Below are 22,957 nucleotides of genomic sequence, written 5' to 3'. Positions count from 1 at the left end.
TAAAACCCTTTCGACTATTAAAAAGTGAACTGCGTGAAATTATAGCGATATTGATAGTTCTATCTTGCATTGCAAAAGAAGGAGATTGAGTAACTATTTTTGCTGAATGACGGTTCGGGAAAGAGTGATGAATCAAGCAAGTCTATTATTTTTATAAAATGGATATAAATAGCCCGTAAAGTATTACGGGCTATTTATAGACTTCATTAAATTTATTTCAAGAAACGTTGATAACCGAGATTATTGGTAATTTCCTGGTATGGATAATTGATATTTTCCAAAGTTTCAATTAAACCATCTGGGTTTTGTACGGCATCCTCTGCATCCAAACCAACCAAAACACGACCTTCAGCTGCACCATGATTACGATAATGGAATAAGCTGATGTTATGTGTAGGACCCAAACGTTCAAGGAAAGTCAATAATGCGCCTGGGCGTTCAGGGAATTCAACTCGGAATAAGCGTTCATTGGCAATATCTGCATGACCACCAATCAAATAACGAATATGCAGTTTTGCGACTTCATCATCAGATAGATCATCAACATCATAATGAACTTTCAATGCTTCATAGATGTCATGGCGTTCTTTTTCACCAAATTTCAAACTAATACCGACAAAAACCTGAGCTGCTGAAGCATCACTTGCGCGATAGTTAAATTCAGTGATATTACGACCTTGTAAAGCACGACAGAAGTTAAGGAAAGAGCCTTTTTCTTCTGGGATCGTAACTGCAAAAATCGCTTCTTTACGTTCACCTAATTCAGTTCTTTCAGCAATATAGCGTAAACGGTCAAAGTTCATGTTTGCACCACAAACAATTGACACCATGTTCTTGCCTTCAAGCCCATGCATTTCTACATATTTTTTGATACCTGCCAAAGCCATTGCACCAGAAGGTTCTACGATACTGCGACATTCGTCATAAGTATCTTTAATCGCTGTACAGATTTCATCGGTGTTGACTAAAACAACCTCTGGCTCAACAATTGGTCCTGAAAGATCAGATTTTTGTAATTGAATAACTTCAAATGGTTTCTCACCAATCTGAGCCACAGCTGTGCCATCAGCGAATAAACCAACAGAAGGTAAAATCACGCGTTCTTTAGCTTCTAAAGCGGCTTTTAGACAGGCAGATTCATCATATTCTACAGGGATGACTTTGACATGTGGTGCGACATCTCCCAGATACGCTGCTACACCTGCAATAAGACCACCACCACCAACCGCAACGAATACATATTCAACATCGCGCCATTGACGTAAAATTTCATTGGCTATCGTTCCTTGCCCAGCCATCACCAGTTCATCATCATAAGGTGGAATAAAGGTCATTCCTTCATCTGCTGCACGTTGAATTGCATATTTATTGGCAACATCAAAAGAATCGCCGTGGAGAACCACTTCACCACCCAAACGTTTAACGGCTTGTACTTTAATATCGGGTGTGGTTTTGGGCATCACAATAATGGCGCGAATACCTAACTTTTGACCAGATAAAGCCACGCCTTGTGCATGGTTACCCGCAGAAGCAGTAATAACGCCACGTTCCAACTGAGATTTCGGTAATTGGCTGATACGGTTATAAGCACCGCGCAGCTTGAAAGAAAAGACAGGTTGTAAGTCTTCGCGTTTGAAGCGAATGTTATTGTTTAGTTTTTCACTAATTCGTGGCGCTGCTTCGAGTGGGGTTTCGATTGCAACGTCATAGACCGTTGCCTGTAATATTTGTCGAACCAAACGAGACAGCATGTTAATTTTCCATCTAACAGTTTAAAATGAGCATCCATTGTAACAAACCGTTGCACCTTTGCGTTTTAAAATTATGCAAAATGTGCAGGAAATTGAAATTTAATTGAGAGATGTCATGAGCCTTTATGCAACCCAGGATGAGAAAAAACAAGCTGCAGCCCAAGCCGCTTTAAAACACTTACCAAAAGGGGGCATTTTGGGTGTGGGAACTGGAAGTACGGTCAATTTTTTGATTGAGCTTTTGCCTCAACTTCAACTTGAAGCTGCGGTAGCAAGTTCTGAGGCGACTGCGCAACGCCTTAAAAAGTTAGGAATTGAGGTGGTTGATATGAACCATGTCGGTGGTTTAGATGCCTATGTGGATGGCGCGGATGAAATTGATCGTCATATGCATATGATCAAAGGTGGTGGTGCTGCACTGACACGCGAGAAAATTGTTGCTTCAATTGCAAAAAAGTTTGTATGTATTGTCGATGATTCAAAATGGGTTGAGCAATTAGGACGTGAGTTTCCGTTACCAATTGAAGTGATTCCTATGGCACGCTCAGCAGTTGCACGCAAAATCGTCTCTTTAGGGGGTGATCCGACTTATCGTGAGGGTGTTGTTACTGATAACGGTAATGTGATTTTAGATGTTTTTAATTTGAATATTTTAAATGCGCTTGAATTGGAAAAGACCATCAACGATATTCCAGGTGTTGTATGCAACGGGATTTTTGCAATCAATAAAGCTGATGTTGCCATCGTTGCAACTAATAATGGTATTGAAGAGCGTACAGCGATCTAAATATTAGTTCTATTCCTGTTAAACCCTTCGTGGAGAAGGGTTTTCTTTCTTCTAAGGCATTGGGGTAAATTAAATTTAGAGTCATATGACAGCCACACTTCCTGAAATTAAAATTACTCATCATGCACGTGCAACACGTTTACGTTTACGTGTTGAACCATCTCAAATTCGATTAACTGTGCCCAAGTTTTGTACTCAACGTCAAATTGATGATTTTTTAAAACAGTCAGAACAATGGATGATCGAAACATGGCAAAAACAGCAACAACATATTTCGCTTGTTGACCGAAGTTTACCATCTACATTGACACTATTTAATCTGCAACAACCACTCAAGATTATTTATCAAAAGCAAAAGCAAGCCTATGTTTTTGATGAGCAATCACTTACCATTTTGATCAGTGATCATCAAGCCGAAGTTTATTTAAAAAAATTTGTAATTCACTATGCTCAACAGCATTTGCCCAAGTACTTACAACAAATCAGTGAACAAACAGGTTTAAAGTATAAACAGTGTACAATTAGACAACCTAAAACCCGTTGGGGAAGTTGTACTTCTCGGCATGACATTATGTTGAATAGCGCATTGGTATTGTGTGATTTACAGATCACACGCTATGTATGCATACACGAATTAGCGCATACTCGATATTTTGATCACAGCGCTACATTTTGGTCGGAAGTTTCGAAATATGATCCGAATTATAAGCAACATCGTCAAATTTTAAAAAATGGAACTTTACCTTGGTGGTGGAGCTGATCCAATCGTAAAATAAAGTGTAAATTAAAAAAAACAGCGTTGGAAAATAACATGGCAATAAAAAGAATCGTCAGTAATATTCAGGCTTTTGACCTGACCTTGGCACAAACATTTTATGCTGACTTTCTAGGCATGGATTTAGTCATGGATCATGGGTGGATCAAAACCTATGCCAATTATGAAATGATGCACCCTCAAATTAGCATTGCATCACAAGGTGGAAACTCAACAGTTGTACCTGATTTTTCAATCGAGGTAGATAATGTCGATGAACTGTATCATCAGGCAGTGAAGTTGAATTTGATCATCACGTACGCGTTGACTCAGGAAGAATGGGGCGTAAAGCGTTTTTATGTCAAAGACCCATTTGGAAAAATCATCAATATATTGCAACATATTGAATCTTAGATTTATAAAATGATAATAGGATAGGTGTTCAATGCAATGGAACAAATTGGCCCCAGAACTAATCGTAAAAGATTTGCATAAAAGTTATCAATTTTGGGTGGAACTTTTGGGCTTTACTGTCATGTATCAGCGAAAAGAAGAACAATTTATCTACCTTGATCTGGATGGTGTACAGTTTATGCTGGAACAACAACAGGAAGGGCAATGGCTTACTGCAGAGTTAGATTATCCATTGGGACGAGGGATAAACTTTCAAATCGAAGTTGAACAGCTTGATGAGATTTTAAGTCGTTTAACTTTGGCTCAATGGTCACTGTTCAGTGAGTTGGAAGAATGCTGGTATCGTGCAGATGATGTAGAGCATGGTCAAAGACAATTTTTAGTCCAAGATCCAGATGGCTATTTATTGCGTATTGTTGAGGTGCTTGGGGAAAGACCAATTTAACTTGATAAAGAATGAAATGCCATAAAAAAGATGCGCGGAACGATGATGAAGATCCGATATTTTCAACCGAAAGATATGCTGCCATTGAGTGAACTTTTTTTAGAGAGTCGAAAGAAGAGTTGGTCATGGCTGGATTCTTCGAAATGGCAACTTGGAGATTTTGAGGTATCTACGCAAAATGAAATTGTTCTCGTTGCTGAAAATAATCAACAATATTTGGGCTTTGCTTCTATTTATCTTCAAGATAATTTTTTACACCATCTCTTTGTTACACCAAGTTTACAAAATCAAGGTGTAGGCAACACTTTGTTAGCGTCGTCAGAAAAACTGTTTAATGACACAGGCTATCTCAAATGTTTATCTGAGAATAAAACTGCGCTGGCTTTTTATAAACACCATGCTTGGAAAGCAGTCAGTACAGGTGAAAGTGATGATGGTGCTTATGTATTGATGTCTAAAGAAAAAATTATAAAGTAGTCCTATTCACCCATTGTTTAATTTTATTGACTATTTGTTCGGGTTGCTTAATCCAAGCACTATGTTGATTTCCTTTGATGGTTTGGGTGAGATCTAAAATTTCAACAATTGGCTGTTTGAAATAATGGCTTAAACCCAACATCGATGACATTGGTGCAAAGTCATCATCCTTTAAAGCAATAAATAAGGCTGCATTTTCAACAATCTTTTGCTGAGTGATGATGTGTTTATAATTTCCTGTAAAGACAACTTTTGACCAATCTCGCATTAAAGATTTGGCTTCTCGATTGCCAAAGGCAATTTTATACCCAGCAAAATAACCATCTTTTAAAATCATGGCATTGATAACACTAACCGCTTTTAAGATATTAATTTTGCCTTTTAAGTCCCAGTTTTTTAGCCCGATATTGCCTGTTGCTATACCAATAACTGTATTGTCATGGCTTTGGGCATACAAGGTCGCCAAATGCCCACCTAAACTATGACCCAATAAAATAGGTGATTGAAGATTTGCGTCTAAGGCAACCTGTTCAAGTTGTGGAATAAAATCACGAATAAGATCGGCATAACCATAGTCAATTTGAGCAGATACATGAGGTGTGTTACGTCCACAATATGGATAATCTGCAACAACGAGATTAAAACCATGATTTGTGAGTAAAGAAATTAACTTTTCGTATTTATTTATAGCCACCCCTAAAGCAGCCAATATAATAATTGTATGTTTATTTTGTGGGTGAAAATAAAGCTCAACAAGGATAGGATGTTGTTGAAAATATATCGTTTTTTTGGTTAAGGTGTTATTCAACATTGGATTATTCCTTAAAAATATTGAGCTGAATCATATAGGGCAATCCTAATCTAGAAACTAAAGCTGTGCGGGATTGAGGATGATTAAGCGATTCCTTATGTAAAAGTTTTTTGAAATGCGAATTAAATTGAGTTCGAGGATGCTGTATCAACACATCTTCAGCATATGTTTTTGAGAATCGTGCATAATCAGTACCAATCACATCGCATGAAGTCGCTTGTTGTAGCATGAGAGCCTCTATTGGTAAATCTTGATTAGATTCATCTAAATACCCATTCATATGTAGACAAATAGCTTCAGAAATAATCTTTGTTCTTGATGCATCATACTGGTGTTTTAGACATAAATTTTCCGAACGTAAGGCGCTCTCATAAGTAAAGCAGTTACAAGAATATTGATCCAAATGCTCAACTAAACCTAAATCGTGCATTAAGCAGGCAATGACAAAACTCTCTTGGTCAAATTGCCAGTCTTTGCTATGTGCTATCCCGACTCCCCAAAAAAAGCTACGCCAGGAATGGTGGAAAATTACTCGATCTTGTGTGTTTTCTAGCTCAGCCATTGCCTCTTTAACCATAGGTGTATCAGGGATTTGAACATCGTGTAATGCAAAATGAGTATGATTAACATGAGATTGTATAAAGGTTTTGGCGTACTTATACGTGGTTGGAAGTAAAGTCTGTTTGAGCAGGTTGATTTTTTCTTTAAAGCTTAGACTTCCTTGGTTGATTTCCATCCATTTTCGGGATCCGATCATAACAAGTTATTCCTATTGTTAATAATTAGAGTAATTGCTCTAATTTATTCTCTCTGAATTTATTGAGGAATACAAGAAGCTTTAAATCAATAGTGAGTGAAGCTGAGCTTTGTTCCTCGCGTGGATAAGCAACTTCTAATGGTTTTTGAATATAGCTGATGATATAAAATAGATGAGTTGTCTGATTAGAATAGGATAGGATTGAATCAAAGGCGCGATAAAAAGAGTATAAAATTTAGGTTTTCATCACATGAAGTAAATGAAACTCTTAAAAACAAATCAAATTACAAAATAATATGACTATTTTTAAGCATTAATTGGGCGTGTATAAAAAAATACTCTAAACTTGTCGACTTTCCGATATTTCCTATTTCTTATCATAAAGATATCAGACGTGAATTTTGCAGATACTCATTACTTTATTTTAATTGTACCCATCTGCCTGATATTAATGGGTAGTTTACTTCTGATTTGTCACTTCTTTTTTAAAGCACCTACATATTTATTTTGGTTGGGGATTGGTTATATTGTGCCGTCATTTTCTTTGGCTTCACAAAGCTTTATGACCAACCAACAGTTGACATTAACAGCACCACTTTTAGGCTGTTTCTATTTACTCGGAGCTTGGGCAAGTGCTTATGCCATGGCATTACGCAAAGATGGAAACGCTCACAATCTATTGGCATTTGCTTTAATTGCTTTAACACTGCCGTTCATGATTTACTTTTCATATATTGATGAACAGCTTTGGATTAGAATGCTGATTTTAAATCTAGCCATTGCGACGATTGAGTCTTTGGTTTTGCCCTCACTTTTTAAAGATTATCAACATCGTGACTGGCTTAATAAATTAGTAGATTATTCTTATCTTTTCATTGTTTTATATACTTTTTCCCGTAGCGTTATTGTTTACTTTTGTCTGCAAAATATTCAATCGAATATGCTTGTAGATTCTGCTTGGTGGCTCATGATGTTAGCTGCAAGTATTCTGTTGAGCTTATGGTTTGCGATTATTGTTGTTGGAACACTGGTTCGGGATATCATTTTAAAATTGAATGATGATCGTTCAAGAGATCCACTGACACATTTGCTTAATCGCCGTGGGTTCTATGATGCTGCAAAAACAAGCTTAATTGATTTTTCTCAAACACAATATTTTGTATTGATGTGTGATGTTGATCATTTTAAAAAAATTAATGACACCCACGGGCATTTGATTGGTGATCAAATTTTACAGAGAGTTAGTGATTTGGTCAGTCAAAATGTCGGAGAAGAAGACTTGGTCGGGCGTTTTGGAGGAGAAGAATTCATTGTTTTATTACAGGCTGCCGATGCTGAACTTGCTTATAAAATTGCTGAGAAAATACGTATAAGTATTGAAAACGAGGTTTTTTCTTCTAAAAGTATCTTATTAACAGCCAGTTTCGGGCTGGTTCAGTTACAGTATCGAAATTTAGCACTCGGTATAGAATCTGCAGATAAATGCTTATATGCCGCCAAACGTGCTGGTCGTAATTGTATTATCCAGGGCTAATGAATGCACGGATAGTTAGAAATTAAGATTTGCAATGATATTAAAAATGATAAAAACCAAGTAAAACAGTTTAGAAAGCATAAACTTCCTGTCATACTACTGTCCAACAGAATGGATACTTTTAAATCGAGGTAAAAAACGTGATTTCAGTGGGTATTGTCGGTGGAACGGGTTATACAGGCGTTGAATTGTTGCGTCTTTTACTGCGACATCCAAATGTTCAAGTGAATGTACTGACATCGCGTACTGAAGATGGTCGTCGAGTAGATGATATGTTTCCTAGTTTACGTGGACATACGACACTTCACTATTCAGATTTAAAAATTGATGAACTAAAAAAATGTGATGTAGTATTTTTCGCGACGCCGCATGGTGTTGCAATGCAACATGCCAAAGAGCTATTAGCATCAAACACCAAAGTTATTGATTTAGCAGCTGATTTTCGTTTGCAGAATTTAGCTCAATTTGAAAAATGGTACGGTATGCAGCATGCTTGCCCCGACATTTTAAAAGATTCAGTATACGGTTTGTCTGAGCTTAATCGTGAACAAATTAAACAAGCCAAAGTGGTTGGGAATCCGGGTTGTTATCCTACAACTGTACAACTGGGTTTAGCGCCTTTGTTCAAACAAGCTGCAACATTGGTTAAACCTGAAAGTATTATTATTGATGCAAAATCAGGTGTTTCTGGTGCGGGACGTAAAGCCAGTCTAGGCATGATCTATTCTGAAAATGCCGATAACTTCAAGGCTTATGGGGTTGCAGGGCATCGACATCATCCGGAGATTGTCGAAGCACTTGAAAATATTTCAGGTCAACAAGGTGTATTTGATCACATCCTCTTTGTACCTCATCTGGTGCCGATGATTCGTGGTATGCTCAGTACAATTTATATTGATCTGACTGATGAAGGTGAGCAGGCTGATTTACAAACACTTTATGAGCAGTTTTATGCTGATGAAGCCTTTGTCGATGTAATGCCAGCCAACAGTTCACCAGAAACACGTTCAGTACGTGGTGCAAACCAATTAAGAATTGCGTTGTACAAACCTCAACCGAAAAAGTTGATTGTATTATCGGTGCAAGATAATTTAGTTAAAGGGGCTGCAGGTCAGGCAGTACAGAATATGAACTTAATGTTTGGTTTTGCTGAAGATGCTGGTTTACAAGGTATCGGATTATTACCATAAAAAACGCTTTATAACTTCACACACATTTAACTTTGCGGTTAAATGTGTGTTTTGATGCGATCAATACTTTAGAGATGACGATGCAGAACACAGAAACAAATACCGCGTCACAACCAGCTCAAACACCAAAAAAACCTTTTCTAAAAGGCAATATGCCGTTGGTGATCGGGGGTGTCGTATTATGTGCGGGTAGTGTACTTTTAGGCTATACAGTTGGACACCGCCAAGGACTGACGGTTGTTGGTTTTGATGCAGACGCAGAACAATTGGTAGAAGTGGTTAAACAACAAAAAACGACACTGGCTACGTTAAATAAAAACTTAAATGCAACTGTACAAGAACGTGATGTGGCTGTTTCTAATGCCAATGATTTATTAGAAGCATTGAATAAAGCCAATGCAGAAAAATCACAAGTCGATGTGATGAGTGCAATTTACCGTGAAGTGTTAAAACAACGCGGTGGTTTAAGTTTAACGATTCAAAATCTCGCGGTTAAACCTTTGCCTGAAAATGCTTATGAATATCAACTTGATCTGATTCAAGTGAGTCCAAGACGTGCAACAGGTACAGTGGAAATTCGCTTAATTAGTGGTACAGAAGTGTTGACTGTGCCAATGAGTGATGCGAACTACAATTTTACGGATTATGAGCGTTTAACAGGTCGCTGGACGATGCCGAAAGGTTTCAACCCACAATTTATCGAAGTGCGTTTAAATGGTGCTACGCCAGTCATTAAGCGATTCAGTTGGTCACGCGGAAAGGCTGTGGACAGTGCAGCCGCATTTGCTGCTGAGGTACCTCAAGCAGAAGCTAATTCTCAATAAATCATAAGTATTTTGGAAAATATGCGAACTAATAAGCGTCAAATGAGTTTAAATGAAGTGAAATCATCGTTCCGTGATTCAGGATATGTAGATTGGCATTTGAATATTCGTGCAAGCCAATCTGAAGATCCTCATCACGAACAGGGGGATGTTGCTGTCCAAACAGCTCCCCCTGAAGTAAAAAGACCACCGATGTATTCAGTCATTTTACTAAACGATGACTATACGCCAATGGACTTTGTTATTGAAATTTTACAACAATACTTTGCTTTGAATCTTGACCAAGCCACTCAAGTAATGTTAACAGTACATTATGAAGGCAAAGGTGAAGCTGGCGTATATCCGAGAGATATTGCGGAAACAAAAGCCAACCAAGTAAATAACTACGCTCGATCTCAAGGTCATCCATTACTTTGTCAGATTGAGCCAAAAGAATAAGGGGGTTTCATGCTCAGTCGTCAATTAGAAGTTTCACTCCGTTTGGCTGTTAGCATGGCTCGTCAAAAGAGACATGAGTTTCTTACGGTTGAACATTTATTATTAGCTTTACTCGATAACGACTCAGCGGTAAATGCTTTAAAAGCATGTGGTGCTGAAATTATCAGTTTGCGTAAAGAATTAGAGGAGTATGTTGAGCAACATACGCCTAAACTCGGAGAAAACAACGACCAAGCCCCTCATCCAACTGAAAGTTTTGATCGTATATTGCAACGTGCAATTTTCCATGTTCAATCGAGTGGTGGTGATCGTACTGTAGAAGGTGCGGATGTTTTGGTTGCAATGTACTCTGAACGTGACTCTTTTGCTGTGTATTTGCTCAAACGTCATCAAATCAATCGTTTAACGCTGACTCAATATTTATCGCATGGTGCGCGTAAAGAAGAGATTCAGGTTGAAGAAGAATCTGATGATCTTGAAGGTGAATCAAGCGCTTCAGCAAATGCAGGTCCACTTGAGCTATATACCTTAAATTTGAATATTGAAGCGCAAAAAGGCAAAACTGATCCTTTGATTGGTCGTGAGAAAGAAATTGAGCGCGCTGCTCAAATTCTCTGCCGTCGTCGAAAAAATAACCCTTTATTGGTGGGTGACCCTGGTGTGGGTAAAACTTCAATTGCTGAAGGTCTTGCTTGGTTAATCGTGAATGGTAAAGCGCCTAAACCACTTGCCAATGCTGAAGTGTTTAGTCTAGACATAGGGGCTTTAGTTGCAGGTACTAAATATCGTGGTGACTTTGAGAAACGTTTAAAACAACTACTGAACGCTTTGAAAAAGAAACCAGATGCGATTTTGTTTATTGACGAAATACATATGATTATTGGCGCTGGCTCAAGTATGGGCAGCACGATGGATGCATCCAATTTGATCAAACCTGCATTGGCAAATGGGACTTTACGTTGCATTGGTTCAACGACTTTCCAAGAATATCGTCAAGTTTTTGAAAAAGATCATGCTTTATCACGTCGTTTCCAAAAAATTGATGTAAATGAGCCATCTATCTCAGAGACAATCGATATTTTACGTGGGTTGAAAAGCAAATTTGAAGATTTTCATCATGTCAAATATGAAGATTCAGCTTTAGTGTCAGCGGTTGAGCTTTCTGCTAAATTTATCAATGATCGTTTCTTACCTGACAAAGCAATTGATGTGATTGATGAAGCAGGTGCGCAACGCCGTTTGAAAGCAGAACAAGATGATACATTGATCACGGTTGAAAATATCGAAGATATTATTTCTAAGATTGCACGTATCCCGCCTAAAACTGTTTCTAAAGATGATAAATCTGTATTGGAATATTTGGAGCGTGATCTTAAGCGTGTTGTATTTGGTCAAGATGAAGCGATTAGTGCATTAGCATCTGCGATTAAATTGTCACGTGCTGGTTTAAAAGCACCAGATAAACCAGTCGGTAGTTTTGTGTTTGCTGGTCCTACAGGTGTGGGTAAAACCGAAGTCACCAAACAATTGGCAAAATTACTGGGTGTTGAACTTGTGCGTTTCGACATGTCTGAATATATGGAACGTCATGCGGTATCTCGATTGATCGGTGCGCCTCCTGGTTATGTGGGTTATGATCAAGGTGGTTTGCTGACGGATGCCATCCATAAAAATCCGCATTGCGTATTGTTATTGGATGAAATTGAAAAAGCGCATCCAGATGTATTCAATTTGTTATTACAAGTCATGGATCATGGGGCGTTAACTGATAATAATGGGCGTAAGTCTGATTTCCGCAATGTGATTATTGTGCTTACCACCAATATTGGAGCTGAAAGTATTTCTCGTACCAGTATTGGATTTACAGAGCAAGACAACAGTAATGACAATCAGGAAGCAATGAAGCGTGCATTTGCTCCAGAATTCCGTAATCGTTTAGATGGCGTGATTCAGTTTAAAGCTTTACCTACAACCGTGATTGAATCTGTGGTAGATAAGTTCTTAACTGAGCTTCAAGCACAGCTTGATGACAAGAAAGTTGTACTTGAAGTTGATCAGTCTGCACGTGATTGGATGGCTGAAAATGGTTATGATCGCTTGATGGGCGCACGTCCAATGCAACGTTTAATCCAAGAGCATCTGAAGAAACCGCTTGCTGAAATGATCCTCTTCGGTGAGCTAGCAGATCATGGCGGTAATGTTGCAGTGTCTGTGAAAAAAGAGAATGGCAAAGCTGTTGGCTTAACACTTGAGGTTTTTGAGGACCAAACTGCTGAACCAGCATAATGATGGACGATGCTTAGCCTTAGTGATTTAGAAAATAACCCGCATTGATTGCGGGTTATTTTTTATTTGAATAATCTGTTTCTACAATCTTCATATTTTGCAGCCATGTTAAGAATAATGTTGGCCATTGCGTTGTTTCTGTATTTGCCTTTCCTAAACCCCAGCCATGTCCACCATTTTTAAATAAATGTAATTCATAAGGGATTTTGTTTTTATCTAAAGCGATTTGCATATCTAAACTATGTTGAACAGGTGCAATGCGATCATCAAGCGCATGTGCTAAAAATATTGGAGGAGTATGTTGATTCACCTGTAAATTGACTGAAAAAAATGCTTGTTTCACTGAATCATGATTTTTCCCCATTAAACTTTTATAAGCATGCGTATGATCTAAGGGGGCTTGCATACTAATCACAGGATAAAGTAAAGCGACAAAGTTTGGTTGAGCTGAGACTTGATCGATTGAATCATGAAGTGTTGAAAATTGATGTGACCATTGGGTAGCAAGCATACCTGCTAAATGTCCGCCAGCAGAAAATCCCAATACACCAATTTTTTCTGGATCAATATTAAATCGTTCTGCTTGAGCCCGAATGATGCGTATGGCTCTTTGTCCATCTTGAAAGGGCGCAAGAGTATCATTAGCATCCTGATTGGGCAATCGATAAACCAATTCAAAAACAGTAAAACCGTGTTGTTGTAGAAACTCTGATGTAGGTGTACTTTCTTTGGCAAGTTCTTCTCGGGCATATCCACCACCGCTGATCGTCATAACTGCAACATGGTTATTATATTTTGGTGTATATACGTTGAGATAGGGGGAGTTAATGTGGCTGACTGCACCATGTTTAATAACTGTATTTGGATTTTGTGTTGTGATGGATGTGTTTGTCCAAAGCGGAAGCGTAAATGTTGCTGCTTTTGTTTGTTGGCTGAAAAACAAGATCAGTAAGAAACCACATAAGGTATAGTGGATGTTCATTTAAGACGCCAAGATTTTAGAGATTATTATTTTATCGTATTTGTTTGCGTATAAAATAATCGATGGATGCTTTAATGTAGGATTTTCTTTTTTTAGTTCAACATAGGCAATAGTTGAATACTAAAAATTGAATCAGTCATCAAGGAAATTAAATTTATTGCTGATATTCTATGAAAATCACCTATACTTTTACAATATCAATTACGCTTGAGTAGAAATGGATATTGCATTTAATAAACTGTTCACCACGATTTTATTATTTTTAGTCACGGCAGTTACTGAAATTCTAGGTTGTTATTTTCCTTATCTCATTTTAAATCAAAACAAAAGCCATTGGTTATGGATACCTACTGCCTTAAGCTTAGCCGTATTTGTTTGGCTTTTAACTTTACACCCAGCAGCATCTGGGCGGATTTATGCAGCATATGGCGGAATCTATATTTTTTCGGCCTTAATGTGGCTGAGATTTGTTGATCAAGTTAGTCTCAGCCGTTGGGATTTACTTGGAGGATGTATCGTCATCATCGGAGCTTTGGTGATTATTTTACAGCCACAAGGGTTGATTCGCTAAAGACGTCCCGAATAGTTTGAATTTAAGATTTAGATTTTAGGTTAATGCGATCCCAATATTTCTAACTGAGTTATTTTACAAACTTCAGGTATTGCTTTCCGGTATTCTTGATAATCTTGAGTATATTTTTTAAACCATTTTTGATATTCAGGGTTCAATCTTAAATTTGCTAGATTGGGCTCATCTTCAAAAGAAGAAGGTTCAGTGCTGTTCTCATCTGAAAATTCTAATTGCTTTAAATACGAGAGTGCTTTTGCGGGTTGATTCAATAAGGCATAAAATTCAGCTAAAAATTCATTTTCACGCTGAGTATGCTTACGATTTTTATTGACCACTGTTTCAATTTTTTGTTGATTATCCCTTAACCATTTTTCAGCTGCTTTGGGGTTCTCTCTATTCAAGCCTTGGTAGTATTGCTGCGCAAGAATGATAAAGTTTCCAGAGTCAAAGGCTTGTTCAGGATTGGATAGATACTCAAATAAAGGCTTTTTGAGGATGTCCATTAAACGTTTCTGTTCTTCTATATCTCGATGATACTTGTATAGCAACATTAATTTATCACTTAATACAGCATAATAGTTCCTTTGATATTCTTCATCGTCAGGTTCAATTTGAATCAAGGTTTCAAACAATTGCTCCGCTTTAAGTAAATAAGTTAAACGAGGAGTTGGATCACTATTTTTTCGGTAATAAACAGACATTTGTGCATAGAAAAGTCCAAAATTATTCAATGCAATGGTATCTTTCGGGTCACGTTTCTTTAATGCAAGATAGGCTTGTTCTGTGAGTTCTTGAATAGGATGAGACTGCTCTGTGCAATGTTGATCAAGTAAATATTCAGCATAGCCAGAAGTAATGATCGCATAATTGTGTAAATAAACTGAATCGTTATAATCAATCTCTTCAGCTTTGAATAATTGTTGCACAGTGGGCTGTGATTTTTTGATTTGAGCTTTGATCTGAGGTTCTAGTTTGGCTAGTTTTTTATTTCCCAAAACCTGATCACTTAAATTTTCAATGGTTTCAATATCATTGTCACTGATCTCAGCGTAGGCGATTGTGCAACTCAATGATAATAATAATAAGAGATTTTTTATTTTCAAGATGAATTCTTCACATTTATATTATTACAAATAATTGTATAGAAGCTCAGTTAAAACAGCAAAATTTGTTGTATTTGAATTAAAAAAGCATCCAGTAAACTGAATGCTTTTTATCGGTCATCCATGACTATTGAATAGGTGGATGCTGTAATTGGTTTAACTCTTTTTTACTGAAACCTCTTGAGATCAGTACTTTCTTAATTCCAGTAATCACATCTTGATCTGTAGTGTTCATCAACGCGGATAAGAGTTGATCATTGGATTTACAAGAGCAATCATTTTCAACACATGCAATCTGATTTTTATGTTCATTTTGCACAGTATCTTTAGCCATAAACAGCTTTTGCCAAAAACTCATAGAGCCTTCATACGCAACCTAACATAGTTCGAAATATAGACGTTTTTTTATAAAATTCAAGATGGCTGCTAAGGTAAATGGTCGAGTTATAGACTAAATTTGCCAACCATTGAAAATTTTCTAAGTTGCTTTTTTGACTTTAAATATAAGAAAATACGATATGTTGTTGATATAAGTAAATATTATTAAGAAATAAAAATGCCATGAAATCTGTCATGGCATGTCATGGTTGTAATAAATTGTTTAAATCTTTTTAAGCAAAACCCCAGATTCAACATGATGGGTGTAGGGGAATTGATCAAACATTGCAAATTTAACAATTTTATGAGTCTTTGTGAGGGTTTCCAGATTGCTGTAAAGTGTATCTGGATTACATGAGATATAAAGAATCGTCTCGAAACCTTGCAATAATTTTAGCGTATCGTCATCAATCCCTGCACGAGGCGGATCGACAAAAACCGTATCAAATTGATAGCTTTGCACATCAATTTCTGCTTCTTGCAAACGACGGAATTCACGTTCACCATTATAAGCTTGGGTAAATTCTTCAGCAGATAGTCGTGCTACTTGAATATTATCAATCTTGTTTTGCTCAATATTCCATTGCGCTGCATAAACAGAAGACTTTGCTAACTCAGTTGCCAAAACACGATTAAAATTTAATGACAATGGAAGGGTGAAGTTACCATTACCACAATAGAGTTCAAGCAAGTCTTGATTGTCGCCATTCACTGCTTGGCAAGCCCACTGCAACATTTTCTGGCAAACTTGCGCATTAGGTTGAGTAAAACTACTTTCGATTTGTTTATACTGAAATTTTCTTTCAAATACCTGTAATTCTTCAACAACAAACTCATCGCTCAATACTAATTTTTGACCGCGGCTACGTCCAATAATTTTAATATTGAGTTTCTCAGCCAATTGTTTTGCTAAAATTTCCCATTCTTCACTCAAAGGTGCACGATAAATTAATGAGACCAGCATTTCGCCTTTCAGTGTTGCAAGAAAGTGCACTTCAAAAAGACGTTTGGATAAGATCGGATTGGCTTTTAGTTCAGCCAATAAAATTGGCATAAGTTGATTGATACTAAGATCTGCTATAGGAAATTCATCAATACGTGCAACTGTTTTTTGTTGATTTTCATCCCGTTCAAACATGGCATAGAACATATCGTCTTCTGTATGCCAAATACGGAATTCTGCACGCATACGAAAGTTTTGTTCTGGTGAAGCAAAAACTTCAAGTGATGGTGGATTAAATTCAGCAAACTGCGTTTGAATACGTTCAATTTTGGCATCAAGTTGTTGTTGATAAGATGAAGTCATATAAATCAGAAAAACGTTGGAATTAAGCAGTGATGATGGTATCAAAAATAGCTATAGATGGACACCAAATAACAGCCCATCTTACTTAATTTATTCTGCCTATTAGATCAGACCCCGTGGATCATTTATTTTCAACACAGGAGTGAAATGCGAACTAACGATTGCTAAGATGTTCAACCAAATAGTCAATAAACACCCTTACAGCAGGGAGTAAACCACGGCGTGAAGGATAAACTGCGTGAAAAATACCATGAGGTGCTTTCCAATCTGGCAATACACGGACCAATTCACCTGATGCAACAAAATCATTGGCAATCGTATCTGGAAGAAGTGCAATCCCACAGTTTTGACTGGCTAATTTTGCCAGCATCATCAAATCTGAGCCCATAAGAACAGGATTGACTTTAATTTTTTTCTGTTGGTTCTGACCATCATGCAAAATCATTTGCTGATCCAAATGTTCATCGACCATACTTAAAATACGATGTTCAGTTAAATCTTCTGGTTTTTTTAGCATCCCAAATTCATTTAAGTAGGCTTGGCTTGCAAGAAGATGTTGCTCAATATTACCAAATTTTCTTAATACTAAACTTGGGTCATCATCTAAATTTGCACGTACGCGCAAAGCAAGATCAAAGCCTTCATTGATAATATCGACGCGGCGGTTACTGACCAACAGTTGAACTTTAATTTCAGGGTAGGCTTTTAAGAAAGCAGGTAAAATTTTGGATAATTCACTTTGGGCAACAGTAACGGGTACACTGACTTTAATCAGTCCTCGTGGTTGTTCGCTGAGATGATCGACCAAATCATGTGCAGATTGAGCTGCATTCATCATGACTTGAGCGTGTCGATATATGTTCATACCAATATCAGTCACAGCAAAATGACGAGAACTACGCTGAATCAGACGAACGCCTAATTTTTCTTCAAGATTATAGACTCGACGACTCAGCTTAGACTTTGGAATATCGGTCGCACGTTCAGCAGCACTAAATCCGCCATGTTCAACCACCAAACCAAAACAGTAAAAATCATCCAAATCAGTCAGCATGAGCCATTCCATTAATGCAACAATCTGGCATTTTTAACCTTAATTGTTGCATTGAGTCAATTGTGAAATTGTGAAAAAACAAAGAGTTTAAGCCGTACCCGCCATCAGAATAAATTGAACCTGTTTATATTCTTCCAATCTTAAAAGATCTTTGGTCGTTGGATGCGGAATACGAGAAAGATCCATATTGTCTGCCACATCAGCTAATTTGACAATTCTTGCAATTGGATTTTTTACAGCACGATAAGCCGCTTCGATACGTGATTCATTTTCTTTTTTGGTCAAGGCAAGGATGGCATCAACAATTTCTTGACTAAAACCAAGGGAAATTAAATCGACTACAGTTGTATCAGTGTCTTCTAAAATATCATGCAATACAGCCACAATCTGCTGTTCAGAAGTTTTAACTTTAAACATTAATCTCAATGGATGGAAAATGTAGGGTTGTTGTCCTTTATCTTTTTGACCTGCGTGTTTACGAGCTGCTAAAGCAATCGCTTTTTCAATCGTTGACATAGTATCCTTATCTATCTTTTCTGTATTTATAAAAGGTTTTAACCCGTAATTTTGAACCTGCGATAGCATCGTCTAAATTCAGTGTTTAATTTTGCTAACTGGTTTAAAATACAATTTTATTTTGTTCTAAAGCGTATGCCATTTCAACTGATCACTCTAGAAAATTCTCAAGAAAATGTTACATGCCCCCATTGCAGACATCCAGTTATTGATTGGAATGAAGAGCAATATCTTCAACCTTGTGAACATACTTTGTTTATTGCGATGGATTTAGGTTTTGAATATATCTCAGATGCGTTTGAACAGACAATGCAACGCAGTGTGGATGAAATTCATCAACATGATGATCAAGGGCTTAACATCTTCAATGAATTGAGTCAAAGTACCTATGCAGATTATATCATTTTCAAAACCAGCCTAGGTGCCGTCGGTGCTCAAGAAATTTATCGCTATATCGGCTTTAGTGCTTAAATCTAATTTAAAAATACTCGATATAGATCCATATGAGCTGATTATTTCATAAATGTATGTTGGGAGATTTCTACTTCATCAAGCAGCCACTCAACAAATTTCGCAATCAATGGCGATTGTTGTTGTTCTGCATAGACAAAGTAATAGGCACGTGAGCCTTTGAGTTTAATATCAGAGGCAATCACTAAATCACCTGAGCGTAGTTCTTTTTCCAGCAATTTCTGTGGAATAAGTGCAACACCCATATGATGTGTAGCTGCTACAGCAAGCATTGAAAACAATTCATGCCTTTGTCCCTCTAAGGCAAAGGGATGTTCATAGCCATTCACTTCAAACCATTCTTTCCAAATATAGGGGCGTGTGGTTTGTTGTAGTAAAGGTAAAGTTGCTATTTCTTCCGCAGTCAAGCTACGACTTAAATGTCCTGAAGGTGCTTTTAATTCGGGGAAATACTTAAAAATTAAATCAGCTGAACAGACAGGTACCACATCTTCATTCATTAAAAAATGAATTTTTGCACCAGGCCAATTTTCGATTTGTTCGGGTGTTCCCGTATAAATGGCGGCATCAAAAATATGTTCACTGAATAAAAAGGGTTTGGTGCTGGTTTCAAGGTGAATGGTGATTTCTGGATAGACTGCATTGAACTTATAAAGTCTGGGCAATAACCAACGTGTAGCAAATGTCGGAACCACACCAAGCTTTAATGTACCGCCTAAACCTTTATGACTGATTAAATCAAGCGTACTTTGTTCAATACCCAATAAATGAGATTTTATATTTTTATAATAGTGTTCACCTGCTTGGGTCAGTTCAACGCCATGTCGAGTTCGATTGAATAAATGTAGTCCCAAAAAATCTTCTAATTGCTGGACTTGACGAGAGATTGCGCTTTGTGTGAGATGCAATTCTTGTGCAGCAAAGGTATAACTCAAATGTTTCGCAGCAGCTTCAAAACAAATTAAAGATTGTAATGAGGGAATCATTCTACGCATATTCTTTCCTTGAATAGCTTGGTTTATTTCGAAGTCAGACTGAACATCTACGGATGTCGTTTTAGCAAAAATAAATCATCAACAATAGTTCCATAATTTTTAATATTTTTAAAAAGCCTATAAAAATACAGCAAGATGAGCAGTTGTATGGATTATTTCAACAATAAAATATGATTTATCCTTAGATTTATAAGAACATAAGATATGCGTAAATGGAATATCTGAATGAGAATTTATCGTTTGAAAGAATGATTTTTCACACATAACATCAAGGGCAAGAACACAAAATACATCAAGCAGAGGATGCGATGAATCAAATGGTCAATTCAGCAAAAAAACCACGTGTACAGTTTAATTGGCAAGATCCCTTTTTATTGGAACAGCAACTCACTGAAGAAGAGCGTATGATCCGTGATGCTGCCTATGCCTATTCACAAGATAAATTGATGTCTAGAGTGCTTGAGCAGTTTCGCCATGAACAGACAGATATTTCAATTTTTCGTGAAATGGGGGAATTGGGGTTATTAGGACCTACAATTCCTGAGCAATATGGCGGTGCAGGGCTTAATTATGTGAGCTATGGTCTGATTGCACGTGAAATCGAGCGAGTGGATTCGGGCTATCGTTCAATGGCGAGTGTACAAAGTTCATTGGTGATGGTACCTATTAATGAATTTGGCTCAGAACAACAGAAGCAGAAATATTTACCAAAACTGGCATCTGGTGAGTTTATTGGCTGTTTTGGTTTAACCGAACCTGATCATGGATCTGACCCTGGAAGTATGATTACACGGGCAAAAAAAGTTGCAGGTGGTTATCGTCTGACGGGTGCGAAAATGTGGATTACCAATAGTCCAATTGCAGATATATTTGTGGTTTGGGCAAAGGAAGTTTCAGCGGAAGGTCATGTCGGTGAGATTCGGGGCTTTATTTTAGAAAAAGGTTGGGAAGGACTTTCAGCACCTGCAATTCATGGCAAGGTGGGTTTGCGTGCCTCGATTACTGGCGAAATTGTCATGGACAATGTTTTTGTTCCTGAAGAAAATGCATTTCCTGAAATTCGTGGTTTAAGAGGTCCTTTTACTTGCTTAAACAGCGCTCGTTATGGAATAGCATGGGGTGCAATGGGCGCTGCTGAGTTCTGTTGGCATACTGCTCATCAATATACAATGGATCGCAAACAGTTTGGTCGTCCTTTGGCAGCAAACCAATTGGTGCAAAAGAAGTTGGCAGATATGCAAACCGAAATTGCACTAGGTTTACAAATTGCTTTGCGCTTTGGACGTATGAAAGATGAGGGAATTGCTTCGGTGGAAGGAACTTCCTTAATTAAACGTAATAACTGCGGTAAAGCCTTAGATATTGCTCGTGTTGCTCGAGACATGATGGGCGGAAATGGCATCAGTGATGAATTTGGGGTTGCTCGCCATCTAGTCAATCTTGAAGTGGTTAATACCTATGAAGGTACACATGATGTCCACGCCTTGATTCTTGGACGCGCACAAACGGGTATCGCTGCTTTTTCTAATTAATTTATAAGTTTTAAAACAGGGATGTTGAATCAGCATCCCTTGAGGCTTTTTTTACCTTAAATTTCACAAAAATAAGGTAAACATATAAACGATAGAAGGATTCATCGTGAAAATATCTCATTATCTTTAACTATTCTACTTAAATACCCTAACTTCACTCCTAGATGGTACTCAATAAAAATAATAAAGAAAGCAATAGAGTAAAGATGAAAGATAAGCGATGACTCATTTGGGAAAATGAGGTAAAGGAAAAATGAACAATGTGGTTCAATCTGTTGCGATTACAGCAAAAGGCACAATGCCTTCGAATATTGGGACTTATGAAAAAATAGGACCCAACACATGGAAATGGGCATTGTTATTTGCATATTTTGCCATGGTGGTTGATGGCGTAGATATTATGTTGTTGTCCTATAGTTTAACCAGTTTAAAGGGTGAGTTTGCATTATCTACTTTTCAAGCGGGTGCTCTAGGGAGTGCATCATTAGCAGGAATGGGGATTGGTGGAATCTTAGGAGGGTGGTCTTGTGATAAGTTTGGTCGGGTGCGCACCATTGCAAATTCGGTGACCTTCTTTTCCGTAGCAACATGTCTATTGGGTTTTACGCAAAGCTTTGAGCAATTTATGGCATTGCGTTTTATTGGTGCATTAGGAATCGGTGCGTTATATATGGCATGTAATACCTTAATGGCTGAGTATGTGCCTACTACTTATCGCACAACTGTATTGGGTACATTACAGACTGGGCAAACAGTAGGCTACATTGTAGCAACACTTTTGGCGGGTGCGATTATTCCTGAACATGGTTGGCGGGTATTATTTTTCATTACGGTCATTCCTGCGTTTATCAATATTTTCTTACAACGATTTGTTCCAGAACCAAAATCTTGGCAGTTGACCAAAATTGATCAAATGCAAACGAAAAAGACGCCTGAAGTTGTAATTCGAGAAAAACCAAAAAGTGGCAGCATCTACAAGCAGATTTTTGCCAACTTTAAACATCGTAAAATGTTTTTACTATGGATGACGACGGCATTCTTTTTACAATTTGGTTATTACGGTATCAATAACTGGATGCCAAGCTATCTTGAAACTGAAGTGCATATGAATTTTAAAAATCTAACCAGCTATATGGTAGGTTCATATACAGCGATGATTCTAGGTAAAATATTGGCAGGTTATCTCGCAGATAAATTTAATCGTCGAGCAGTATTCGTATTTGGTACGCTTGCCAGTGCGATTTTCCTTCCAGTCATTATTTTCTTTAATACACCAGACAACATTTTGTATTTATTGGTCACGTTTGGCTTCCTGTATGGAATTCCTTACGGTGTGAATGCAACCTATATGGCAGAATCATTCTCGACTGACGTTCGAGGTACAGCAATTGGTGGTGCATATAACATTGGACGTGTTGGTGCTGCAATTGCGCCAGCAACCATCGGATTTTTAGCCTCAGGAGGGACTTTTATGACTGCCTTTATTGTTATGGGGGCTGCATATTTTGTCGCAGGCGTACTTCCTGGATTATTTATTAAAGACCGTCAATATGATCCACAACAACAATAGTTATTGATCTA

Annotated in this window: 24 protein-coding genes; 14 read left to right on the top strand and 10 right to left on the bottom strand. The window is 37.5% G+C overall.

What is annotated here, in order from left to right; translation table 11 throughout:
* Nucleotides 1-212: 212 nt before the first annotated feature.
* Nucleotides 213-1,751: a threonine ammonia-lyase, biosynthetic gene (gene ilvA / locus F938_RS02780; protein WP_004830962.1), complete on the bottom strand. Its 1,539-nt coding sequence runs from the start codon at nt 1,749-1,751 to the stop codon at nt 213-215.
* Nucleotides 1,752-1,866: 115 nt separating this feature from the next.
* Here ilvA and rpiA point away from each other — a divergent pair, with 115 nt between their 5' ends.
* The 5 genes from rpiA to F938_RS02755 all read left to right on the top strand — a co-directional run bounded on the left by rpiA (nt 1,867) and on the right by F938_RS02755 (nt 4,628).
* Nucleotides 1,867-2,538 (top strand): ribose-5-phosphate isomerase RpiA, encoded by a 672-nt coding sequence (gene rpiA, locus F938_RS02775; RefSeq protein WP_004830961.1) that lies wholly within the window; start codon nt 1,867-1,869, stop codon nt 2,536-2,538.
* Nucleotides 2,539-2,623: 85 nt separating this feature from the next.
* Nucleotides 2,624-3,298 carry a M48 family metallopeptidase gene (locus F938_RS02770; protein ID WP_005029217.1) on the top strand — a complete coding sequence of 225 codons (675 nt, stop codon included), beginning with the start codon at nt 2,624-2,626 and terminating at the stop codon, nt 3,296-3,298.
* 51 nt (nt 3,299-3,349) lie between these two features.
* Nucleotides 3,350-3,706: a glyoxalase superfamily protein gene (locus F938_RS02765; RefSeq protein WP_005029215.1), complete on the top strand. Its 357-nt coding sequence runs from the start codon at nt 3,350-3,352 to the stop codon at nt 3,704-3,706.
* A gap of 31 nt (nt 3,707-3,737) precedes the next feature.
* Complete coding sequence (locus tag F938_RS02760; RefSeq protein ID WP_005029212.1) at nt 3,738-4,151, top strand: bleomycin resistance protein; 414 nt, start codon at nt 3,738-3,740, stop codon at nt 4,149-4,151.
* Between the two features lie 42 nt (nt 4,152-4,193).
* Entirely contained in the window at nt 4,194-4,628 is a 435-nt protein-coding gene (locus F938_RS02755) for a GNAT family N-acetyltransferase (protein ID WP_228129505.1), read from the top strand.
* On the opposite strand, the gene F938_RS02750 is transcribed toward F938_RS02755, so the two are convergent.
* Together F938_RS02750 and F938_RS02745 are read right to left on the bottom strand one after the other, a co-directional pair.
* Entirely contained in the window at nt 4,618-5,439 is an 822-nt protein-coding gene (locus F938_RS02750; RefSeq protein ID WP_005029210.1) for an alpha/beta fold hydrolase, read from the bottom strand. The genes F938_RS02755 and F938_RS02750 overlap by 11 nt on opposite strands.
* Before the next feature lie 4 nt (nt 5,440-5,443).
* Nucleotides 5,444-6,175 carry an HD domain-containing protein gene (locus F938_RS02745; RefSeq protein WP_227567562.1) on the bottom strand — a complete coding sequence of 244 codons (732 nt, stop codon included), beginning with the start codon at nt 6,173-6,175 and terminating at the stop codon, nt 5,444-5,446.
* Nucleotides 6,176-6,647: 472 nt separating this feature from the next.
* On the opposite strand from F938_RS02745, the gene F938_RS02740 reads away from it, so the two are divergent.
* From F938_RS02740 to clpA, 5 genes are all read left to right on the top strand, one after another.
* Nucleotides 6,648-7,730, top strand: coding sequence for a GGDEF domain-containing protein (locus tag F938_RS02740; RefSeq protein WP_005029207.1), 1,083 nt, complete (start codon nt 6,648-6,650; stop codon nt 7,728-7,730).
* Nucleotides 7,731-7,870: 140 nt separating this feature from the next.
* Nucleotides 7,871-8,920 carry an N-acetyl-gamma-glutamyl-phosphate reductase gene (argC, locus tag F938_RS02735; protein WP_004830953.1) on the top strand — a complete coding sequence of 350 codons (1,050 nt, stop codon included), beginning with the start codon at nt 7,871-7,873 and terminating at the stop codon, nt 8,918-8,920.
* Between the two features lie 80 nt (nt 8,921-9,000).
* Nucleotides 9,001-9,744, top strand: a complete 744-nt coding sequence (locus F938_RS02730) for a DUF6776 family protein (protein ID WP_004830952.1) — start codon at nt 9,001-9,003, stop codon at nt 9,742-9,744.
* A gap of 21 nt (nt 9,745-9,765) precedes the next feature.
* Complete coding sequence (clpS, locus tag F938_RS02725) at nt 9,766-10,182, top strand: ATP-dependent Clp protease adapter ClpS (RefSeq protein ID WP_004830950.1); 417 nt, start codon at nt 9,766-9,768, stop codon at nt 10,180-10,182.
* A gap of 9 nt (nt 10,183-10,191) precedes the next feature.
* On the top strand, nt 10,192-12,468 hold the full coding sequence (clpA, locus tag F938_RS02720) for an ATP-dependent Clp protease ATP-binding subunit ClpA (protein WP_004830949.1): 2,277 nt from the start codon (nt 10,192-10,194) through the stop codon (nt 12,466-12,468).
* Nucleotides 12,469-12,523: 55 nt separating this feature from the next.
* On the opposite strand, the gene F938_RS02715 is transcribed toward clpA, so the two are convergent.
* Complete coding sequence (locus F938_RS02715) at nt 12,524-13,450, bottom strand: alpha/beta hydrolase (protein ID WP_005029204.1); 927 nt, start codon at nt 13,448-13,450, stop codon at nt 12,524-12,526.
* 217 nt (nt 13,451-13,667) lie between these two features.
* Between F938_RS02715 and F938_RS02710 the strand changes: the two genes are divergently transcribed.
* Nucleotides 13,668-14,021, top strand: coding sequence for a YnfA family protein (locus tag F938_RS02710; protein WP_005029202.1), 354 nt, complete (start codon nt 13,668-13,670; stop codon nt 14,019-14,021).
* A gap of 41 nt (nt 14,022-14,062) precedes the next feature.
* On the opposite strand, the gene F938_RS02705 is transcribed toward F938_RS02710, so the two are convergent.
* From F938_RS02705 to F938_RS02685, 5 genes are all read right to left on the bottom strand, one after another.
* Nucleotides 14,063-15,124 (bottom strand): tetratricopeptide repeat protein, encoded by a 1,062-nt coding sequence (locus tag F938_RS02705; protein ID WP_005029199.1) that lies wholly within the window; start codon nt 15,122-15,124, stop codon nt 14,063-14,065.
* A 127-nt stretch (nt 15,125-15,251) separates the two neighbouring features.
* Nucleotides 15,252-15,482, bottom strand: coding sequence for a hypothetical protein (locus F938_RS02700; RefSeq protein WP_004830945.1), 231 nt, complete (start codon nt 15,480-15,482; stop codon nt 15,252-15,254).
* A gap of 243 nt (nt 15,483-15,725) precedes the next feature.
* Nucleotides 15,726-16,808 (bottom strand): tRNA (uridine(54)-C5)-methyltransferase TrmA, encoded by a 1,083-nt coding sequence (gene trmA / locus F938_RS02695; RefSeq protein WP_005029196.1) that lies wholly within the window; start codon nt 16,806-16,808, stop codon nt 15,726-15,728.
* Nucleotides 16,809-16,962: 154 nt separating this feature from the next.
* Nucleotides 16,963-17,862, bottom strand: a complete 900-nt coding sequence (locus tag F938_RS02690; RefSeq protein WP_004830943.1) for a LysR family transcriptional regulator — start codon at nt 17,860-17,862, stop codon at nt 16,963-16,965.
* A gap of 87 nt (nt 17,863-17,949) precedes the next feature.
* Nucleotides 17,950-18,378 (bottom strand): HD domain-containing protein, encoded by a 429-nt coding sequence (locus tag F938_RS02685; protein WP_004830942.1) that lies wholly within the window; start codon nt 18,376-18,378, stop codon nt 17,950-17,952.
* 135 nt (nt 18,379-18,513) lie between these two features.
* On the opposite strand from F938_RS02685, the gene F938_RS02680 reads away from it, so the two are divergent.
* Nucleotides 18,514-18,849 carry a hypothetical protein gene (locus F938_RS02680; protein WP_005029192.1) on the top strand — a complete coding sequence of 112 codons (336 nt, stop codon included), beginning with the start codon at nt 18,514-18,516 and terminating at the stop codon, nt 18,847-18,849.
* Nucleotides 18,850-18,890: 41 nt separating this feature from the next.
* Here the strand turns inward: F938_RS02680 and F938_RS02675 are convergent, their stop codons facing one another.
* On the bottom strand, nt 18,891-19,844 hold the full coding sequence (locus tag F938_RS02675; RefSeq protein ID WP_005029191.1) for a LysR substrate-binding domain-containing protein: 954 nt from the start codon (nt 19,842-19,844) through the stop codon (nt 18,891-18,893).
* 308 nt (nt 19,845-20,152) lie between these two features.
* Between F938_RS02675 and F938_RS02670 the strand changes: the two genes are divergently transcribed.
* Together F938_RS02670 and F938_RS02665 are read left to right on the top strand one after the other, a co-directional pair.
* On the top strand, nt 20,153-21,376 hold the full coding sequence (locus tag F938_RS02670; protein WP_005029188.1) for an acyl-CoA dehydrogenase: 1,224 nt from the start codon (nt 20,153-20,155) through the stop codon (nt 21,374-21,376).
* 253 nt (nt 21,377-21,629) lie between these two features.
* Nucleotides 21,630-22,946: an MFS transporter gene (locus F938_RS02665; RefSeq protein ID WP_005029185.1), complete on the top strand. Its 1,317-nt coding sequence runs from the start codon at nt 21,630-21,632 to the stop codon at nt 22,944-22,946.
* Nucleotides 22,947-22,957 lie beyond the last annotated feature (11 nt).

This window comes from Acinetobacter bereziniae LMG 1003 = CIP 70.12 (genome assembly GCF_000368925.1).
GTDB lineage: Bacteria > Pseudomonadota > Gammaproteobacteria > Pseudomonadales > Moraxellaceae > Acinetobacter > Acinetobacter bereziniae.
The sequence above is the reverse complement of the archived record's forward strand: the minus strand, read 5'-3'. Positions and strand labels throughout refer to the sequence as shown.

Bases quoted from the DNA above. Each gene is read 5' to 3' on its own strand.
- trmA (WP_005029196.1), bottom strand. From the start codon at position 16,808: ATGACTTCATCTTATCAACAACAACTTGATGCCAAAATTGAACGTATT.
- F938_RS02710 (WP_005029202.1), top strand. From the start codon at position 13,668: ATGGATATTGCATTTAATAAACTGTTCACCACGATTTTATTATTTTTA.
- F938_RS02755 (WP_228129505.1), top strand. From the start codon at position 4,194: ATGATGAAGATCCGATATTTTCAACCGAAAGATATGCTGCCATTGAGT.
- F938_RS02690 (WP_004830943.1), bottom strand. From the start codon at position 17,862: ATGCTGACTGATTTGGATGATTTTTACTGTTTTGGTTTGGTGGTTGAA.
- F938_RS02670 (WP_005029188.1), top strand. From the start codon at position 20,153: ATGAATCAAATGGTCAATTCAGCAAAAAAACCACGTGTACAGTTTAAT.
- F938_RS02765 (WP_005029215.1), top strand. From the start codon at position 3,350: ATGGCAATAAAAAGAATCGTCAGTAATATTCAGGCTTTTGACCTGACC.
- F938_RS02745 (WP_227567562.1), bottom strand. From the start codon at position 6,175: ATGGAAATCAACCAAGGAAGTCTAAGCTTTAAAGAAAAAATCAACCTG.
- clpS (WP_004830950.1), top strand. From the start codon at position 9,766: ATGCGAACTAATAAGCGTCAAATGAGTTTAAATGAAGTGAAATCATCG.
- F938_RS02715 (WP_005029204.1), bottom strand. From the start codon at position 13,450: ATGAACATCCACTATACCTTATGTGGTTTCTTACTGATCTTGTTTTTC.
- F938_RS02685 (WP_004830942.1), bottom strand. From the start codon at position 18,378: ATGTCAACGATTGAAAAAGCGATTGCTTTAGCAGCTCGTAAACACGCA.
- F938_RS02675 (WP_005029191.1), bottom strand. From the start codon at position 19,844: ATGCGTAGAATGATTCCCTCATTACAATCTTTAATTTGTTTTGAAGCT.
- F938_RS02730 (WP_004830952.1), top strand. From the start codon at position 9,001: ATGCAGAACACAGAAACAAATACCGCGTCACAACCAGCTCAAACACCA.
- rpiA (WP_004830961.1), top strand. From the start codon at position 1,867: ATGAGCCTTTATGCAACCCAGGATGAGAAAAAACAAGCTGCAGCCCAA.
- clpA (WP_004830949.1), top strand. From the start codon at position 10,192: ATGCTCAGTCGTCAATTAGAAGTTTCACTCCGTTTGGCTGTTAGCATG.
- F938_RS02665 (WP_005029185.1), top strand. From the start codon at position 21,630: ATGAACAATGTGGTTCAATCTGTTGCGATTACAGCAAAAGGCACAATG.
- F938_RS02680 (WP_005029192.1), top strand. From the start codon at position 18,514: ATGCCATTTCAACTGATCACTCTAGAAAATTCTCAAGAAAATGTTACA.
- ilvA (WP_004830962.1), bottom strand. From the start codon at position 1,751: ATGCTGTCTCGTTTGGTTCGACAAATATTACAGGCAACGGTCTATGAC.
- F938_RS02750 (WP_005029210.1), bottom strand. From the start codon at position 5,439: ATGTTGAATAACACCTTAACCAAAAAAACGATATATTTTCAACAACAT.
- F938_RS02700 (WP_004830945.1), bottom strand. From the start codon at position 15,482: ATGAGTTTTTGGCAAAAGCTGTTTATGGCTAAAGATACTGTGCAAAAT.
- F938_RS02740 (WP_005029207.1), top strand. From the start codon at position 6,648: ATGGGTAGTTTACTTCTGATTTGTCACTTCTTTTTTAAAGCACCTACA.
- F938_RS02760 (WP_005029212.1), top strand. From the start codon at position 3,738: ATGCAATGGAACAAATTGGCCCCAGAACTAATCGTAAAAGATTTGCAT.
- F938_RS02770 (WP_005029217.1), top strand. From the start codon at position 2,624: ATGACAGCCACACTTCCTGAAATTAAAATTACTCATCATGCACGTGCA.